This is a genomic window from Streptomyces sp. NPDC051963, from assembly GCF_044593495.1.
In the GTDB taxonomy this organism is placed as follows: Bacteria; Actinomycetota; Actinomycetes; order Streptomycetales; family Streptomycetaceae; genus Streptomyces.
The window spans coordinates 54,625-71,029 of record NZ_JBIUCC010000011.1 but is presented as its reverse complement, the minus strand read 5'-3'; the positions used below and the strand labels follow the sequence as shown (position 1 = coordinate 71,029).

General features: G+C 71.3%; 13 protein-coding genes. 8 read left to right on the top strand and 5 right to left on the bottom strand.

The features are described 5' to 3' along the window. The first annotated feature begins 4 nt into the window (after nucleotides 1–4). From ACIHFB_RS38890 to ACIHFB_RS38875, 4 genes are all read left to right on the top strand, one after another. Nucleotides 5–595 carry a TetR/AcrR family transcriptional regulator gene (locus ACIHFB_RS38890; RefSeq protein ID WP_365283070.1) on the top strand — a complete coding sequence of 197 codons (591 nt, stop codon included), beginning with the start codon at nucleotides 5–7 and terminating at the stop codon, nucleotides 593–595. Nucleotides 596–694: 99 nt separating this feature from the next. Beyond that, nucleotides 695–1,852: an acyl-CoA dehydrogenase family protein gene (locus tag ACIHFB_RS38885; RefSeq protein ID WP_365283068.1), complete on the top strand. Its 1,158-nt coding sequence runs from the start codon at nucleotides 695–697 to the stop codon at nucleotides 1,850–1,852. A 61-nt stretch (nucleotides 1,853–1,913) separates the two neighbouring features. Beyond that, complete coding sequence (locus ACIHFB_RS38880) at nucleotides 1,914–2,795, top strand: acyl-CoA thioesterase II (RefSeq protein ID WP_365283066.1); 882 nt, start codon at nucleotides 1,914–1,916, stop codon at nucleotides 2,793–2,795. Between the two features lie 5 nt (nucleotides 2,796–2,800). Next, nucleotides 2,801–3,763: a cation diffusion facilitator family transporter gene (locus tag ACIHFB_RS38875; RefSeq protein ID WP_365283064.1), complete on the top strand. Its 963-nt coding sequence runs from the start codon at nucleotides 2,801–2,803 to the stop codon at nucleotides 3,761–3,763. Between the two features lie 55 nt (nucleotides 3,764–3,818). Here the strand turns inward: ACIHFB_RS38875 and ACIHFB_RS38870 are convergent, their stop codons facing one another. Next, nucleotides 3,819–4,607 carry a phosphatase gene (locus tag ACIHFB_RS38870; protein WP_365283062.1) on the bottom strand — a complete coding sequence of 263 codons (789 nt, stop codon included), beginning with the start codon at nucleotides 4,605–4,607 and terminating at the stop codon, nucleotides 3,819–3,821. 66 nt (nucleotides 4,608–4,673) lie between these two features. Further along, the gene (locus tag ACIHFB_RS38865) at nucleotides 4,674–6,341 is read right to left on the bottom strand and encodes a PucR family transcriptional regulator ligand-binding domain-containing protein (protein WP_400129477.1); all 1,668 of its coding nucleotides are present in this window, start codon (nucleotides 6,339–6,341) and stop codon (nucleotides 4,674–4,676) included. Between the two features lie 122 nt (nucleotides 6,342–6,463). Here ACIHFB_RS38865 and ACIHFB_RS38860 point away from each other — a divergent pair, with 122 nt between their 5' ends. The 3 genes from ACIHFB_RS38860 to ACIHFB_RS38850 are packed head-to-tail and all read left to right on the top strand — an operon-like array spanning nucleotide 6,464 to nucleotide 10,622. Continuing rightward, entirely contained in the window at nucleotides 6,464–7,918 is a 1,455-nt protein-coding gene (locus tag ACIHFB_RS38860) for a sodium:solute symporter (RefSeq protein ID WP_365283060.1), read from the top strand. 44 nt (nucleotides 7,919–7,962) lie between these two features. Then, nucleotides 7,963–8,943 carry an agmatinase gene (gene speB, locus ACIHFB_RS38855; protein WP_365283058.1) on the top strand — a complete coding sequence of 327 codons (981 nt, stop codon included), beginning with the start codon at nucleotides 7,963–7,965 and terminating at the stop codon, nucleotides 8,941–8,943. Next, nucleotides 8,940–10,622 (top strand): thiamine pyrophosphate-binding protein, encoded by a 1,683-nt coding sequence (locus tag ACIHFB_RS38850; RefSeq protein WP_400129372.1) that lies wholly within the window; start codon nucleotides 8,940–8,942, stop codon nucleotides 10,620–10,622. The genes speB and ACIHFB_RS38850 overlap by 4 nt, the downstream gene beginning before the upstream one ends. A 12-nt stretch (nucleotides 10,623–10,634) precedes the next feature. Here ACIHFB_RS38850 and ACIHFB_RS38845 read toward each other — a convergent pair whose 3' ends face one another. The 3 genes from ACIHFB_RS38845 to ACIHFB_RS38835 form a co-directional block, all read right to left on the bottom strand. After that, nucleotides 10,635–11,438, bottom strand: coding sequence for an endonuclease (locus tag ACIHFB_RS38845; RefSeq protein ID WP_365283054.1), 804 nt, complete (start codon nucleotides 11,436–11,438; stop codon nucleotides 10,635–10,637). Nucleotides 11,439–11,627: 189 nt separating this feature from the next. Then, nucleotides 11,628–13,910, bottom strand: coding sequence for a glycosyltransferase family 39 protein (locus ACIHFB_RS38840; protein WP_365283052.1), 2,283 nt, complete (start codon nucleotides 13,908–13,910; stop codon nucleotides 11,628–11,630). A 90-nt stretch (nucleotides 13,911–14,000) separates the two neighbouring features. Continuing rightward, nucleotides 14,001–14,945, bottom strand: coding sequence for an EamA family transporter (locus ACIHFB_RS38835; RefSeq protein WP_365283050.1), 945 nt, complete (start codon nucleotides 14,943–14,945; stop codon nucleotides 14,001–14,003). 442 nt (nucleotides 14,946–15,387) lie between these two features. Between ACIHFB_RS38835 and ACIHFB_RS38830 the strand changes: the two genes are divergently transcribed. After that, on the top strand, nucleotides 15,388–16,404 hold the full coding sequence (locus ACIHFB_RS38830) for an esterase-like activity of phytase family protein (protein ID WP_365283048.1): 1,017 nt from the start codon (nucleotides 15,388–15,390) through the stop codon (nucleotides 16,402–16,404). Nucleotide 16,405 lies beyond the last annotated feature (1 nt).

Below are 16,405 nucleotides of genomic sequence, written 5' to 3'. Positions count from 1 at the left end.
CTTCATGGCCTCCAGAACCGACGCCCCCACCCGCCGTGAGCAGATCCTCAAGGAGGCGGCTCGACTCTTCGCCGAGCGCGGCTTCCACGGCGTGGGAGTCGACGAGATAGGTGCCGCGGTGGGCATCAGCGGCCCCGGCCTCTACCGGCACTTCGCGGGCAAGGACGCGATGCTCGCCGAGCTGCTGGTGGGCATCAGCGGCCAGCTGCTGACGGGCGGCAAGCGCAGGGTCGCCGAGACGGACGGCGACCCCGACGCGCTCCTCGACTCCCTCATCGAGGGCCACATCGACTTCGCCCTCGACGACCGTCCCCTCATCACCCTGCACGACCGCGAGCTGGACCGCCTGCGCGACAGCGACCGCAAGCTCGTACGGCAGCTCCAGCGGCAGTACGTCGAGCTGTGGGTCGAGGTGGTCCGCAAGGTCTACCCGGGCCTGACCGAACCCACGGCCCGCTCCGCGGTCCACTCGGTCTTCGGCCTGCTGAACTCGACCCCGCATCTGGGGCGACCGGGGGCGCTGCCGGGGCGCGGGGTGACGGCGGAGCTGCTGCATCGGATGGCTCGGGGAGCGTTCGGGGCGGCGGGGGCGTGACGAGCGTTACGTACGGGCCGGTCTGGACGTGGCTTCGTACTCGCCGGTACCTTGGGTGAGCAAGCGCTTAGACAGGTACCGGTGGTGGAGGAGGCGACCGTGCGTCGTACGGTGTTCAACGAGGATCACGAGGCGTTCCGGGAGACCCTTCGCGCCTTCATCGAGGCCGAGGTCGTGCCGGTCTACGACGAGTGGTTCGCGGCCGGCCAGGCGCCGCGCGAGTTCTACTACAAGCTGGCCGAGCTCGGCATCTTCGGCATCCGCGTGGACGAGGAGTTCGGCGGCGCCGGCATCGACTCGTACAAGTTCGAGGCCGTGATGTACGAGGAGACGGCGCGCGCGGGTGTCCAGTTCGGTGGCTCCGGTGTGCACGTGCTGCTCGGTCTGCCGTACATCAAGATGCTCGCCGACGACGAGCAGAAGAAGCGGTTCCTGCCGAAGTTCGTCTCCGGCGAGGAGATGTGGGCCCTGGCGATGACCGAGCCGGGGACCGGGTCCGACCTCGCGGGGATGAAGACCACCGCCAAGCTGAGCGAGGACGGCACGCACTACGTCCTCAACGGCGCCAAGACCTTCATCACCGGTGGCGTCCACGCCGACCGTGTCATCGTCTGCGCCCGGACGTCCGCGCCCACCGCCGAGGACCGCCGCTTCGGCATCTCCCTCTTCGCCGTGGACACCAAGTCCGAGGGCTACTCGATCGGGCGGAAGCTCGACAAGCTGGGCCTGAAGACCTCCGACACCGCCGAGCTCGCGTTCGTCGACGTCAAGGTGCCCGTCGAGGACCTCCTCGGCGAGGAGAACAAGGGCTTCTACTACCTCGGCCACAACCTCGCCTCCGAGCGCTGGGGCATCGCCTTCGGCGCCTACGCCCAGGCCAAGGCCGCGGTCCGGTTCGCCAAGGAGTACGTGCAGGAGCGCACCGTCTTCGGCAAGCCCGTCGCCTCCTTCCAGAACACCAAGTTCGAGCTGGCCGCCTGCCAGGCCGAGGTGGACGCGGCCGAGGCCGTCGTCGACCGCGCCCTGGAGGCCCTGGACGCGGACGAGCTCACCCCCGCCGAGGCCGCCAGCGCCAAGCTGTTCTGCACCGAGGTCGCGCACCGTGTGATCGACCGCTGCCTCCAGCTGCACGGCGGCTACGGCTTCATGAACGAGTACCCGATCGCCCGCCTGTACGCCGACAACCGCGTCAACCGTATCTACGGCGGCACCAGCGAGATCATGAAGACGATCATCGCGAAGGACATGGGCCTGTAAGCAGGCCGCAGGACACGGACCCGTAAGGTTCCGGAAATTACTGACCAGTAGAAAAGACTGCATGAGTCAGGCACTTCAGAGTCTCCTCGATCTGCTCGACCTCGAGCAGATCGAGGAGAACATCTTCCGCGGCCAGTCCCGCTCCGCCGTCATCCCCCGAGTCTTCGGCGGACAGGTCGCGGCGCAGGCGCTGGTCGCCGCTGGGCGGACGGTCCCCGAGGACCGTCTCCCCCACTCCCTCCACGCGTACTTCCTGCGCACCGGCGACGCCGGCGCGCCGATCGTCTACACGGTCGACCGGATGAACGACGGCCGTTCCTTCACCGCGCGCCGCGTCGTCGCCGTCCAGCACGGACAGCCGATCTTCGCCCTCTCCGCCTCCTTCCAGCGGCACGAGGAGGGCTTCGAGCACCAGACCCCCATGCCGGCCGCCCCCGACCCGGCCACGCTGCCCACCTCCGAGGAACGGCTGCGCGGCTACGACCACCTCGACCCGGCGGTGGTCGAGAAGTTCCTGGAGGCCCGCGAGGCCATCGACCTGCGCTACGCGGAGGAACCGCCGTACGGGAAGTTCGGCGAACCGCGCGAACCGCACTCCCAGGTCTGGTTCCGCACCAACGGCAAGCTGGGCGGCGCCGTTGACGAACCTCTCCTGCACGTCGTCCTCGCCACCTACGTCTCCGACATGACGCTCCTCGACTCGATCCTCCTCGCGCACGGGCGCGGCGGCTGGGCCGTCGGCGATGTCGTCGGGGCGTCGCTGGACCACGCGATGTGGTTCCACCGCCCGTTCCGCGCCGACGAGTGGCTGCTGTACGACCAGGAGTCGCCCTCCGCGCACGGCGGCCGCGGCCTCGGACAGGCCCGGATCTACACCCAGGACGGAAACCTCGCGATCTCGGTGATACAGGAGGGCGTCGTCCGCGCCCCTCGACCACACTGAGGGACATGAGTTCACCGGAAGGCGGCGGCGAGAGCACCACCACGGTCGTCGTCGCCGCCCTCGCCAATCTCGGGATCGCGGCCGCCAAGGCCGTCGCCGGCGTCATCAGCGGATCCAGCGCGATGCTCTCCGAGGCCGCGCACTCCGTCGCCGACACCGTCACCGAGCTCATGCTGCTCACGGCCCTCAAGCGCAGCGAGAAACCCGCCGACGAGGAACATCCGCTCGGCTACGGCCCCGAGCGGTACATCTGGGCGCTGCTCGCCGCCGTCGCCACCTTCGTCGGCGGCGCCGTCTTCTCGATCTACGACGGCATCCACACCCTGGTCCAGGGCGAGGAGCTGGGCGACCCGCTCGCGTCGTACATCGTGCTCGCCCTCGCCTTCCTGCTGGAGGGCTACTCCCTGCGGACCGGTCTGAAGCAGGCGCGCGGCGAGGCGGCCCGCTTCAACGCGCCGTTCAAGGTCTACCTCCGCCACACCCCCGACACCGCCGTGAAGGCCGTCGTCCTGGAGGACTCGGCCGCGCTCGCGGGCCTGCTGCTGGCGGCGGGCGGACTACTCGGCGGACAGCTCACCGGGTCGGGCGTATGGGACGGCATCGCTTCCCTCTGCATCGGCCTGCTCCTGCTGTACGTCGCCTGGGTCCTCGGCCGTTCCAACGCCGAGCTCCTCATCGGCCGCCCGCTGCCGAAGCCCATCCGGGAGCGGATCCGCGCCGAGCTGCTGGCCGTCGAGCACATCGAGGCCGTACTGGAGCTGACGACGCTCGTGCAGGGACCGCGGGAGGCGCTGGTCGCCGCGAAGATCGACTTCCGGGACATCTCGACGGCCGCGCAGATCGAGTGGGCCTGCGAGCAGGCCGAGCAGCGGCTGCGGGAGGCGTTCCCCGCGGTGAGCCGGGTGTATCTGGATCCGACGCCGGGCCACGCGCAGCGGCGGGAAGAGGGGCTCAACCCCTGGCCCTGAGCCCGCCCTGAGCCCGCCCTGAGCGCAGGTCCCCCCTTCCCCTTCTCCCCGAGGCTCAGGCCAGCCCGGCCTCCGCCAGCAGATACGCGGTCAGCGGGTCGTAGTAACGCGGGCTGAGCACATGGTCGTCGAGCGGGACCGCGACCTGGAGGGTGCCCTCGGACTCGGCGAGGAAGAGGGCCGGGTCGTTGCAGTCCGCGTAACCGACGGAGTCGACGCCGTGCTGGGCGGCGTAACCGGCCCAGCCGTGGTCGGCGACGACCAGGTCGGGCAGCGGGCGGCCCTCCTGTTCGAGGGTCGTGAGGATGGCACGCATCGGATCGCCGGAATGGGTGTGCCACAGCGTGGCGCCGTGCTCCAGCATCGCCACGTCCGCGAACTGCATGACGTATCCCTCGTCCGTCTGAAGCCCCTCCGGGATCACCACGATCTCGCAGCCGGCCCCGCGCAGCGCGGCGGCCGTGGCGTGGTGCACGTCGAGCAGGCCGCCGGGGTGGCCGGTGGCGAACAGCACCCGCTGCTCGCCGTCCGCCGCCTTGCGCAGCCGGGCCGCCATCCGGTCCAGGGCGTCGACCGTCAGCTCGGGGTCGATGGTGTCCTGGCCGTACCGGTGCTCCGGGTCGTCGTTCACACCCACCCGCTCGGTCATCACCGCGAGCACGTCCTGCTCGTCGGTCCAGCGCTCCCCGAGCTCGAGGCCGAGCCAGTAGTGCCGGTCGCCGTTCGCCAGCTTGCGGTAATGGGAGAGGTTGTTCTCACGAGGCGTGGCCACGTCGCCCGCGATGCGGGTCTTCACGAGGTGGTCGACGAGCTCGGCGCGGCTGGGTGTCCCGGGTATCGGCATGGGAACCATTGTGAAGCAGACCTCTGTGCGAACACCCGACGTCCCGAACGCTGGGACGTGCGTCACTCACCGTTTCCGCAGGGCGAACCACAGTTCCATGCGTACGTCGGGATCGTCCAGGTCGGCTTCGAGGAGCGCCGCGCACCGGGCGATCCGCTGCCGCACGGTGTTGCGGTGCACGGACAGCGCGACGGCCGTACGGTCCCAACTCCCGTGCAGGGAAAGCCAGGTGCGCAGGGTCTCGGTGAGGGCCGGGGTGGCGGCGACGGGGGCGAGGAGGGTGCGGGCGTGTGCCTCGGCCTCGTCCTGGGGGACGAGCTCGGTCAGACCGGTGCGGGCGCCGTGCCGGACCAGGGCCGTGCGGGTGGCCCGCGCGCGTGCCAGGGCACGGGCCGCCTGGGTATCGGCGGCCGGCCACTCCTGCGGCCCGCCGGGCGCGCTGACACCCAGCGTCCAGCCGGGCTGCGGTTCGATCTCACGAGCCGGCACGAGCACTCGTACGACATCCCGCGCGAGGTCCACCAACGGCGACCCCAGCGCGGCGCCCAGCGCGGAGGCGGCGACCGCGTCGGGGACGTGCGCGTCGGGCCGCGCATGCACGACCAGCCACCTGTCACCGCCCAGCAGCGACGCGACCTCCTCGGGTGGGGCGCCCAGCAGCAGCCGCACCAGCGCGGAGGACCGCGCCGCACCCGCCCCACTGTGGTGTTCACCGGTGAGGAGGGTGAGCAGCACCGCGGCGACGGAGGCGATGGTGTGATCACCCGGGTCGCGCTGCGGGGCCGCGACACCGAGGACGAATCCCTGACCGGAGCCGAGGGCGTAGGCGGCGAGGTGGGTACCGGCGACGGTGTCCGTGGCGGAGGTGGGGCGGCCGGGACCGGCGGGTGGGCGATCGGCTCGTGCCGCCGCGCCGGGCTCGGCGGGCGGGCGGTTTGGCGGCGTGCGGTCGGCTCCTGTTGTGCCGCGGGGCTCACCGGCTGGGCGGCCAGGGGACGTGCGGTCGGCGCGTGCCCCCGCGCCGGGGGCACCGAGCGGGCGGTCGGCGGCGGCCGTGGCGCCGGGCTGCGGTCGTGGCGGAGCCGTGCCTGTCGGGCGTACGACCTGTGCCAGCTCCGCCAGGGCTGCTCTCGCCTCGCTCCCCGGACCGCGCCCGGCCTCCGCGATCGTCCCGCCGTCCGGCCCGTACAGCACGGCCCGTCCGCCGACCCGCTGGGCGAGCTGGCGCAGTACCGACGGGACCGGGTCGGGGCGGGAAGCGGCGGCGGCCAGGCTCTGCTGGGCCTCGGTGACGCGGCGCAGTTCCGCAAGGCGGGCCTGGGCCATGAGTTGCCAGACCGCGCGGGCCACGCCGGAGAAGGTGGTCTGCGGCGGGACCTCGACCAGGGGCAGCTCGTACGCCTCGCAGGCCGCGACCAGCGCCCGCGGCACCGTGTCGTGCACCGGCGCCACACCGAAGCCGAGGGCCGCGCCGCCCGCCGCGACGATCCGGGACACATAGTCGTCGAAGTACGTGCCCGAGCCCGCCGCGTCCTGAATGTGCACACCGGCGGTCAGCAGGAGTTCGCCGCCCAGCAGATACGGGTACGGGTCCGCCATCTCCGAGGTGTGCGCCCAGTGGATGACGATGTCCGGGTCGGAGGGCCCGGCGATCTGGCGGAGGGCGAGGTCCTCGCGGGCCAGGAGGGACGCGAGGGGCACGGGTGGCGTGGGCGGAACGGCGGGGTCCGGCATGGTGTGCGTTCCCTCCACTCAAGGCACCTTGAATGGATGAAACGTACACTTCGCAGTCGCTTTCCGGCCACCTAGGGTCAGTCCTCAGCACCCGCCGGCGAGACCGACCGAAGGAGGGCCCTGTGGCCATCGACTACACAGTGATCGTCGTCTATCTGGCCGGCATGCTGGCCATGGGCTGGTGGGGCATGCGCCGCGCCAAGTCCAAGAGCGAGTTCCTCGTCGCCGGGCGCCGCCTCGGACCCACCATGTACTCCGGCACCATGGCCGCGATCGTCCTCGGCGGCGCGTCCACCATCGGCGGTGTGGGGCTGGGCTACCAGTACGGGCTGTCCGGCGCGTGGATGGTGTTCACCATCGGCCTCGGCCTGCTCGCCCTGTCCGTCTTCTTCTCCGCCCGCATCGCCCGCCTCAAGGTCTACACCGTCTCCGAGATGCTCGACCTGCGCTACGGCGGCCGGGCCGGCGTCATCTCCGGCGTGGTCATGTGGGCGTACACGCTGATGCTCGCGGTGACCTCCACCATCGCGTACGCCACGATCTTCGACGTCCTCTTCGACATGAACCGGACCGTCGCGATCATCCTCGGCGGCTCGATCGTCGTCGCGTACTCGACGCTCGGCGGCATGTGGTCGATCACCCTCACCGACATGGTGCAGTTCGTGGTGAAGACGATCGGCGTGCTGCTGCTCCTGCTGCCCATCGCCGTCGTCAAGGCGGGCGGGTTCAGCGAGATGAAGGCGAAGCTGCCCACCGAGTACTTCGACCCGCTGGGCATCGGCGGCGAGACGATCTTCACCTACGTGCTGATCTACACCTTCGGCATGCTCATCGGTCAGGACATCTGGCAGCGCGTCTTCACCGCGCGCAGCGACCGGACGGCGAAGTGGGGCGGCACGGTCGCGGGAACGTACTGCCTCGCGTACGCCCTCGCCGGCGCCGTCATCGGTACGGCGGCCAAGGTGCTCTACCCGAAGCTGGGCAGCCCGGACGACGCCTTCGCGACCATCGTGAAGGACGAACTCCCGGTCGGCGTCAGGGGACTGGTGCTGGCCGCCGCCCTGGCCGCGGTGATGTCGACGTCCTCCGGCGCGCTGATCGCCTGTGCCACCGTCGCCAACAACGACATCTGGTCGCGGCTGCGGGGGAAGGTCACCTCCGGTGACCGTGACGAGGTCAAGGACAACCGCGCCTTCATCCTCATCATGGGCCTCGCGGTGATCGCCACGGCCATCGCGCTGAACAACGTCGTCGAGGCGCTGACCGTGGCGTACAACCTGCTCGTCGGCGGACTCCTCGTCCCGATCCTCGGCGGACTGCTGTGGAAGCGGGGCACGGCCCCGGGCGCGCTCGCCTCCGTCGTGGTCGGCGGTCTCGCCGTCATCGGTCTGATGGCGACGTACGGCATCCTCGCCAACGAGCCCATCTACTACGGCCTGCTGTCCTCCCTGGCCACCTACGTCGTCGTGTCCCTGGCGACCAAGCCGACCGACGCGGCCGTACTCGCCGCCTGGCGCGAGCGTCTCGCCGGGCGGGCACCCGAACTCGTGTCCGACCGGGTTCCGGCCCACCAGTAGAGTCGTACATACGTGATGAAGTGCAGGAAAGAAGGCATCCATCCATGAGCAGTAACGAGACGCCCCGCGGCCCCGTCGACTCCTCCCGCATCCCGCGGTACGCCGGACCCGCGACCTTCGCCCGGCTGCCGCGCCTCGACGAGGTCGGCCGCGCCGATGTCGCCGTGGTCGGGGTGCCGTTCGACTCGGGCGTCTCGTACCGGCCGGGCGCCCGCTTCGGCGGCAACGCGATCCGCGAGGCGTCCCGGCTGCTGCGCCCGTACAACCCGGCGCAGGATGCGTCCCCGTTCGCGCTGGCGCAGGTCGCGGACGGCGGGGACATCGCGGTGAACCCCTTCAACATCAACGAGGCCGTGGAGACGGTCGAGGCGGCGGCGGACGAACTGCTGGGGACGGGCGCGCGCCTGATGACCCTCGGCGGCGACCACACCATCGCGCTGCCGCTGCTGCGCTCGGTCGCCAAGAAGCACGGGCCCGTGGCGTTGCTGCACTTCGATGCCCACCTCGACACGTGGGACACGTACTTCGGCGCCGAGTACACACACGGCACGCCGTTCCGGCGGGCGGTGGAGGAGGGGATCCTGGACACCTCCGCCCTCTCCCACGTCGGCACCCGCGGCCCGCTGTACGGCAAGCAGGACCTCACCGACGACGCGAAGATGGGCTTCGGCATCGTCACGTCGGCGGACGTCATGAGGCGCGGCGTCGACGAGGTCGCCGACCAGCTCCGGCAGCGCATCGGCGACCGCCCGCTGTACATCTCCATCGACATCGACTGCCTGGACCCCGCCCACGCGCCCGGCACGGGGACGCCCGAGGCGGGCGGCATGACGTCGAGGGAGCTGCTGGAGATCCTGCGCGGCCTGGCCTCCTGCAACCTGGTCTCCGCGGACGTCGTCGAGGTGGCGCCCGCGTACGATCACGCCGAGATCACGTCGGTGGCCGCGTCCCACACGGCGTACGAACTCACGACCATCATGTCGCGCCAGATCGCGGCGGCCCGGAAGGACTCGGAAGCCAAGTGACCCACGACCACGACCTGGTACTCCGTCCGACCGAGGCGCAGATCTCGGCCGCACTGAACCCGCCCCCCGGCCGCAACGGCGGAGACCTGGTCGTGGAGACGCTGGCCGGGCTCGGCGCGACGACGGTGTTCGGGCTGCCCGGCCAGCACGCGCTGGGCATGTTCGACGCGCTGCGCCGCAGCGACCTGCGGTACCTCGGGCTGCGGGTGGAGAACAACGCCGGGTTCGCGGCCGACGCGTACGGCCGGATCACGGGCGAGGCGGCACCGCTGCTGCTGTCGACGGGGCCGGGCGCGCTGACGTCGCTCGCCGCACTCCAGGAGGCGGCCGCGGCCTCCGCCCCCGTCCTGGCCATCAGCAGCCAGATCCCGACCGCTGGGCTGGGCGGCGGCCGCCACGGCTACCTCCACGAACTCCCCGACCAGGCGGCCTCGTTCAGGGGCGTGGTCAAGTCCGTCCACACGGTCCGTACGCAGTCCCAGATCCCGTCCGCGATCGAGGCGGCCTGGAAGTCGGCGCTGACGGTTCCGCACGGCCCGGTGTGGGTGGAGATCCCGCAGGACGTGCTGCTGGCCGAGACCTCGATCCCGGTGGTCACGGGCGGCGACGCCTTCCCCGACGAGCTGCCTCCACGCCCCGAACTGACCGCGGTGGCAGCGGACCTGCTGTCCCGCGCGGCCCGCCCGGCGATCATCGCGGGCGGGGGAGTCGTACGGGCGGACGCCTCGGGCAAGCTGAAGCAGCTGGCGGAGGTCCTCCAGGCGCCGGTCGTCACGACCCCCGGCGGCAAGGGCGCCTTCCCCTGGAAGCACCCGCTGTCCCTCCAGTCCTGGATCGAGGACCGGCACACCACGGACTTCCTGGAGGACGCGGACGTCCTCCTGGTGGTGGGCTCGGGGTTGGGCGAGGTGTCGTCCAACTACCACACGTTCAAGCCGCGCGGCCGGGTCATCCAGATCGAGGCGGACCTCGGCAAGCTGGAGTCCAACCACCCGGCACTGGGCATCCACGCGGACGCGCGGCTCGCGCTTCAGGCGCTGCTGGAGACGGTGCGGGAGCGCTCCGACTCCGCTGCCCCCGAGCGCGTGCGAACGGTGCTCGCGAAGGTGACCGAGCGCATCGCCGCCCAGGAACTCACCCTGGAACAGGACGTGTTGGCGTCCGTGCGCAGGGCGCTGCCCGCCGACTCCCCGTCCTTCTGGGACATGACGATCCTGGCCTACTGGGCCTGGTCGGCGTTCGACGCCAAGGGCCCCAACCACATGCACTCCGCCCAGGGCGCCGGCGGCCTCGGCTACGGCTTCCCGGCGGCGCTCGGCGCGGCCGCCGCCGACCCGACCCGCCCGGTGCTGGCGGTGTCGGGCGACGGCGGCGCGCTGTACTCCATCGCCGAGCTCGCGACGGCCAGGCAGTACGACCTGAACGTCACCTGGCTGATCGTCGACGACGGCGGTTACGGCATCCTCCGCGAGTACATGAACGACGCGTTCGGCGAGGCGACGGCGACGGAGCTGACGCGGCCGGACTATGTCGCGCTTGCGGAGTCCTTCGGGGTCCCGGGGGTTCGTACGTCCCCCGAGACCCTGGAGACGGACCTGGCGAAGGCGCTGGCCGCATCGGGGCCGTCGGTGGTCGTCCTGCCGGCGGTGCTGCGGATGTTCGCGCCCACGCATCTGTAGGGCCGACCGGGACTACCAGATCGACTCGACCCACTCCGGGTGGTCGATGAACGGGTTGCGGTTGTGCTGGTACGTGTCGTAGATGACCTGGTTGCGCTTCTCCTCGAAGGCGCTCGGCGGGTCCGCCTCGTTCCAGGCCTTGAGGACGGAGAGCTTGCCCATGTAGGGGTTGCTGCCGTTGCCGACCTTCTCGTTGGGCTCCAGGTCGGCGAAGCCGTCGTCGCCCTCGTAGCGCACGGCCATGTAGAGGATCATGCGGGCCACGTCGCCCCGGTCCGCCGTGCGCGGCGCGAAGGAGTCGGAGTCGACGGTGCTGCCGCCGCCGTTGGTGACCGCGCTGCCGCCGTTGTCGAAGTCCAGGTTGCCGCGGATGCTGTTGACCTGGACGTCCGCGGGACGCAGGTGGTGCAGGTCGGTGCCGGGACCGGTGGCCTCGCCGAAGTCGCCGTGGGACTTGGCCCAGGTGTGCTCGCGGTTCCAGTCGCCGACGTCGCCGCCGTTGAGGGACTTGGCCCGGGAGACGCCGCTGTACAGCAGGATCACGTTGTTGCTGTTGTTCGGGTCCTGGTCGGTCGCCTTCAGCGCGTTCCAGACCGCGGAGTACGAGATCTTGGTCTGGCTGCTGATGATCGTGTGCAGCGCGGACTTGAGGCTGGTGCCCGTCTTGCCGACCGCGTTCTTGTAGTACGTCGTGTCGTACGCGGTGGTGGTGGCCGCGGCCGGGGTCGCGGTCAGCGCGGGGGCGCTGAAACCGACCAGGACGGCTGCCGTCGTCAGGGCCACTGACTTCCAGCGGCGGATGCGTGTCGCCAGCATAAAGGGGGTCCCATCTACGCGGGTTGAATGGAGGCGGCAGACGGGAGCGTGGCATGAGCATGCAGCCCTGTAAATGACTTGTACATGTCGATCAGATGACCGGGACCGGCAATTTGCCCTTTGTCTACGCGAGTTGACGTACCAAAACGGCCCCCGACCGGGAGGTCGGGGGCCATTGGGTGCCGGGACTCAGCTGACGTCCGACGGGTCCAAGCGGTAGATCGAGGCGGTTGAAGAGGTCGAGGCGGTCGAGGAGTTCGAGGTGCTTGAGGAATCCGACGTGCTCGACGAATCAGAAGAGCTCGAAGAACTCGACGAGTTGGAGCTGTACTCGCTCTCCTTCACCGCCGTGCCGTTCTTCTGCACCCACTCCGTCACCTCGGTGGAGAGGCTGGAGTCGCCGCCGCGGCCGCCGCCCATCCCTCCGCTGCCGATCTGGATGTAGTGCAACTCGCCCTTCTTCACCAGCTCCTTGAGCTTGGCGAGGGTCATCGCCTTGTCGGAGCCCGACCAGCCCCACATGGAGATCACGGGCTCACCGCTGCTGACGATGAGCTGGGCCGCGCTCTGTGAGCTGGAGACGGCGAGCAGCCAAGTGGCGCCGTCCTGGTGCTTCTTGAGGTACGAGATGAGCTCGGTGTCGGCACCGCCGCCCATGCCGCCGCCACCTCCGCCTCCGCCGCCCATGCCGCCGGCGGGGAAGCCGCCGCCTTGCTGCGTGCCGCCCTGTGGCGCACCGCCTGACATCGCGCCGCCGGGCGCCCCACTCGGCGCTCCGCTGGGCGTGCCTCCGCCCGGGAAGCCGCCGGCAGCCTGTCCGTTCTGGGCGCCTTGTTGGCCGCCTTGCTGGCTGCCCTGCTGCCCGCCTTGCTGGCCGCCGCCCGGCATGTCGCCGCCGGCGAAACCACCGCGCCCGCCCCCGCCGCCGCCCCCGCCGGGGCCACCGCCGAAGCCGCCGCCCGTCGACGGGCCGGCCGTCGGATTCGTACCGCCCATGCCGCCTCCGGAGCCGGACGGCACCGACCAGGCGTAGGCCGCCGGGCCCGCGACCGCCGCGACGATCGCCGCGGCCACGGACGCCGCCAGCAGCCGTGAGCGGTTGCCGGAGCGGAACACGAACAGTCCGACGATGGCGAGCGCCATCACGACCGCGACCGTGGGCCACAGCCAGGTGTTCCAGTCGGAGGCGCGGCGCAGCAGTACGACGGCCCAGATGCCGGTGACCGCCAGGCCCGCCGGCAGCACCCACACCCATCGCTTGTCGGTGCGGAAGGCGCGCAGCAGCATCAGGCCGCCGCCTCCGCACAGCGCCGCGATGCCGGGTGCGAGCGCGGTCGTGTAGTAGGGGTGCATGGTGCCCTCGGCCATCGCGAAGGTCAGGTAGTGCAGGGCGGTCCAGCCGCCCCACATCACCAGCGCGGCGCGGGTCATGTCGGTGCGCGGGGCGCGGCCGCAGAGGACCAGGCCGCCGATGCAGGCGATCGCGGCGAAGGGGATCAGCCAGGAGATCTGGCCGCCGAGGATGTCGTTGAAGAGACGGCCGAGTCCCGCCGTACCGGAGAAGCCGCCCCCGCCCCCGCCCCCGCCCCCGCCGCCTCCGCCGTTGCCCTCGCCGCCGAGGATCCGGCCGAGGCCGTTGTAGCCCATGATCAGGTCCCAGGCGGTGCCGTCCGTGGAGCCGCCGATGTAGGGCCGTTCGGACGCGGGCACCAGCGACACCGCGGCCGCCCACCAGAAGCTGGAGACCGCCAGGACGACGGCCGCGAGGGCCAGGTTGACGATCCGCTTCACGAGCTTCGGCCTGGCCGCGTAGAGGTAGACCGCGAAGACGACGGGCAGTGCGATGTAGCCCTGGAGCATCTTCGTGTTGAAGGCGAGCCCGAAGCAGGCCGCGGAGCCGAGCAGCGGCAGCAGCCTGCCGTCCCGGGTGGCCCGGAGGGTCAGTGCGGCCCCGGCGGCCATCAGCAGCACGAGCAGGGTGTCGGGGTTGTTGTCCCGGTTGATGGCGACCGTGATCGGGGTGAGGGCCAGTACGAGGGCGGCGACGGTCGCCGCGGCGTGGCCCCAGACCCGCTTCACGGAGGAGTGCACGATCCAGATCGTGCCGAGGGCCGCCGCGATCATCGGCGCCATCATCTGCCAGGTGCCGTAGCCGAGGATCCGGCACGACAGGCCCATGACCATCAGCGCGAACGGCGGCTTGTCGACGGTGAGGAAGTTGCCCGCGTCCAACGAGCCGAAGAACCACGCCTTCCAGCTCTGCGTACCGCTCAGCACGGCCGCGCTGTAGAAGCTGTTGAGGTTGGACGACGACAGGTTCCAGGAGTACAGCACGCCCGCCAGGATCATGATCGCGACGAGCGCGGGGAGTGACCAGCGGGGTGCCGTGTCCGGGGGCGCCGCGGGGGTTGCCGGCGGCGGCGGTTCGGGGGTCACGGTCGTGTGGGGGAGAGGATCAGTGGCAGACGTCACGAGCGGCAGCCTGCATGGAGGGGGTGGGCGCGCGCTGTGCCGTACCTGGCCCTCGGCTGTGAATCGACCAAGGGCCAGGTCATGGTTGGTTCAGCGCTTCTTCAACCGGCCCGTGTCACCGCTGATGAACACCAGCCCCAGCGCGAGCACGGCCAGCCCGCCCCAGGAGGCCGCCGGCAGGCGTTCACCGAGGACGGCGACGCCCAGGACCGCTGCGACGGCGGGCTCGGTCAGGGTCAGCGACGTGGCCGTCGACGCGGGGGTGTGGCGCAGTCCGAACCCGAAGAGCCGGTAGGCGAGCGCGACGGTGAACAGGGCGAGGTAGCCGGCCACCGCGGCGCCGCGCGCGGTGGTCAGCCACTGCGCGTCCACCAGCAGCACGAGCGGCAGGACGAGCAGCCCGGCCGCGCCGAACAGCACGCCCATCACCGCGTCGGAGGCGTGTCCGCGGGTGATGAGCCGGCCGCCGATCAGCGAGTAGACGGCGTACGTCAGTCCGGCCCCCGCGGCGAGCCCGACGCCGGTCAGGTCCACCGGTGTGGCATGTCCGGTGAGTTCGGGGCCCAGCACCAGCAGCGTGCACCCCAGCACGGCGGCCGCGGTGGCGACCGTCCAGCGTGCCGTGGGCCGGGACTGTCCGGTGATCCAGGCCAGGAGTCCGGCGAAGACCGGTGCGCTGCCGAGTGCGATCACCGTGGTCACCGCCACGCCGGTCCGGGCCACCGCCGGATAGAAGGTGACCGGATACCCGGCCACCGCCAGCGCGCCCAGCACCAGCAGCCACCGTTCGCTGCGCGTGCAGCCGGCGGGCAGTGAGCGGGCGCCGCGTGAGGTGAGGAACAGCAGGAGGCCGCCGAGGGTGAGACCGGCGCAGCCGATCGCCGCCGCGGGTGCGCCGGCCGGGGCCAGGGAACTGGCGGTTCCCGTCGTGCCCCACAGCACGGCCGACATGAGGATGGGCGCGGGGCCGCCGAGGAGACGGGCGCGCGGTGTGTGAGGGCGCGCGGGAGTCAGGGTGGAAGTGCGGTTCGGCACAGGTGTGGTCTTCCGTCGTCGAGGCGTCTGGGACGAGGCGGGCCTGGCGAAGGCCGGTGCGGTTCGGAGCGCCCGAAGGGGCGCGGGGCTGTGTCAATATGCGGCTCCGCCGCGTGGGCGCGACCAGCCACGACGGACCCGCAGGCGAGGCTCCTGCTTCCAGCGGAGCGCTCCGGTCCGAAACGGGCGCACGACGACGGCCCCTCACCGCCCGGTGCGGGTCGGTCGGGGCCGGGGATCAAATCCTCAGCGTCTGCGCCCGATCAGGCGCAGGGAGGGGGGGTAACGGCGTGCCAGTAAGTGTCCACGCGGCGATGCTACCTGGTCGTACAGCCATTCGACCGGGGCGGGCCTCCGCTGCCTATGACTCCGCGGGCACCGCGTCCACAGTTGACGCCTGGTGGTCTCCCGTCCGTCACCGACCCGCCCTACGGTGACGCCCATGCGCCTGAGAACCGTACTTGCGACCGCCACCGCCGGCCTGGCCGCGGCCACCTGCCTCACCGCCGCCGGACCCGCCAACGCGGGCGAGAATCACGCCTGTTCGCCCTCCGTCTCCATCCAGGGCTTCTCCGACGCCCTGGACGGGACGACGTACCAGGGCACCTACGTCGGAAACTTCTCCGCGCTCGCCGTGGATCGCAACGGCGACCTCGCCGCGGTGTCGGACCGCTCGTCGCTGTTCACGCTGGACCGCAGGACGCTTCAGCCGACGTCGGTCGTCCAGCTCGCCGACGAGAAGGGCGCGGCGCTCGACTCCGAGGGCCTGGTCGTGGAGCGCGACGGGACCCGGCTGATCAGCTCCGAGACCGAGCCGTCCGTACGCCGGTACTCGCGGGACGGCGAGATCCTCGACCGCCTTCCCGTGCCCGGCTCCCTCCAGGTCGCCCCGGCGGGCCGGGGTGTCGGCAACGGCACCTTCGAGGGACTGACGATGTTCCGCGGCGGCCGCACCCTGCTCGCGTCGATGGAGTACGCGCTCTCCGGCGACTCGGCGGGCACCGTCCGCTGGCAGACCTGGAAGCGGCATCACGGCACCTTCGGGCTCGGCGCCCAGTACGCCTACCAGGCCGACACCGGCCTCGGCGTCCCCGAGGTCACCGCGCTGCCCGACGGCCGCCTCCTCGTCCTGGAGCGCGGTTTCACCGCCGGCGTCGGCAACACGGTCCGCCTCTACCTCGCCGACCCGCGCCGCGCGACCGACACCAGCGGCATCGACACCCTGGCCGGCCAGAAGGACGTACGCCTGGTCAAGAAGACCCTCCTCGCCGACATCGTGAACTGTCCGTCACTGGGCGCGACCGCCGGGCAGCCCCAGCCCAACCCGCTCCTCGACAACATCGAGGGCATGGCGGTCACGGGCTGGAGCAAGGGCCGCCTGAAGGTACTGCTGGTCAGCGACGACAACCAGAATCCGGTGCAGACGACACGGTTCTACGACCTCCGCGTCCGCATCTGAC

Excerpts from the sequence above, each read along its gene's own strand:
- ACIHFB_RS38890 (WP_365283070.1), top strand. The coding sequence starts at position 5 with ATGGCCTCCAGAACCGACGCCCCCACCCGCCGTGAGCAGATCCTCAAG.
- ACIHFB_RS38880 (WP_365283066.1), top strand. The coding sequence starts at position 1,914 with ATGAGTCAGGCACTTCAGAGTCTCCTCGATCTGCTCGACCTCGAGCAG.
- ACIHFB_RS38875 (WP_365283064.1), top strand. The coding sequence starts at position 2,801 with ATGAGTTCACCGGAAGGCGGCGGCGAGAGCACCACCACGGTCGTCGTC.
- ACIHFB_RS38870 (WP_365283062.1), bottom strand. The coding sequence starts at position 4,607 with ATGCCGATACCCGGGACACCCAGCCGCGCCGAGCTCGTCGACCACCTC.
- ACIHFB_RS38865 (WP_400129477.1), bottom strand. The coding sequence starts at position 6,341 with ATGCCGGACCCCGCCGTTCCGCCCACGCCACCCGTGCCCCTCGCGTCC.
- speB (WP_365283058.1), top strand. The coding sequence starts at position 7,963 with ATGAGCAGTAACGAGACGCCCCGCGGCCCCGTCGACTCCTCCCGCATC.
- ACIHFB_RS38845 (WP_365283054.1), bottom strand. The coding sequence starts at position 11,438 with ATGCTGGCGACACGCATCCGCCGCTGGAAGTCAGTGGCCCTGACGACG.
- ACIHFB_RS38830 (WP_365283048.1), top strand. The coding sequence starts at position 15,388 with ATGCGCCTGAGAACCGTACTTGCGACCGCCACCGCCGGCCTGGCCGCG.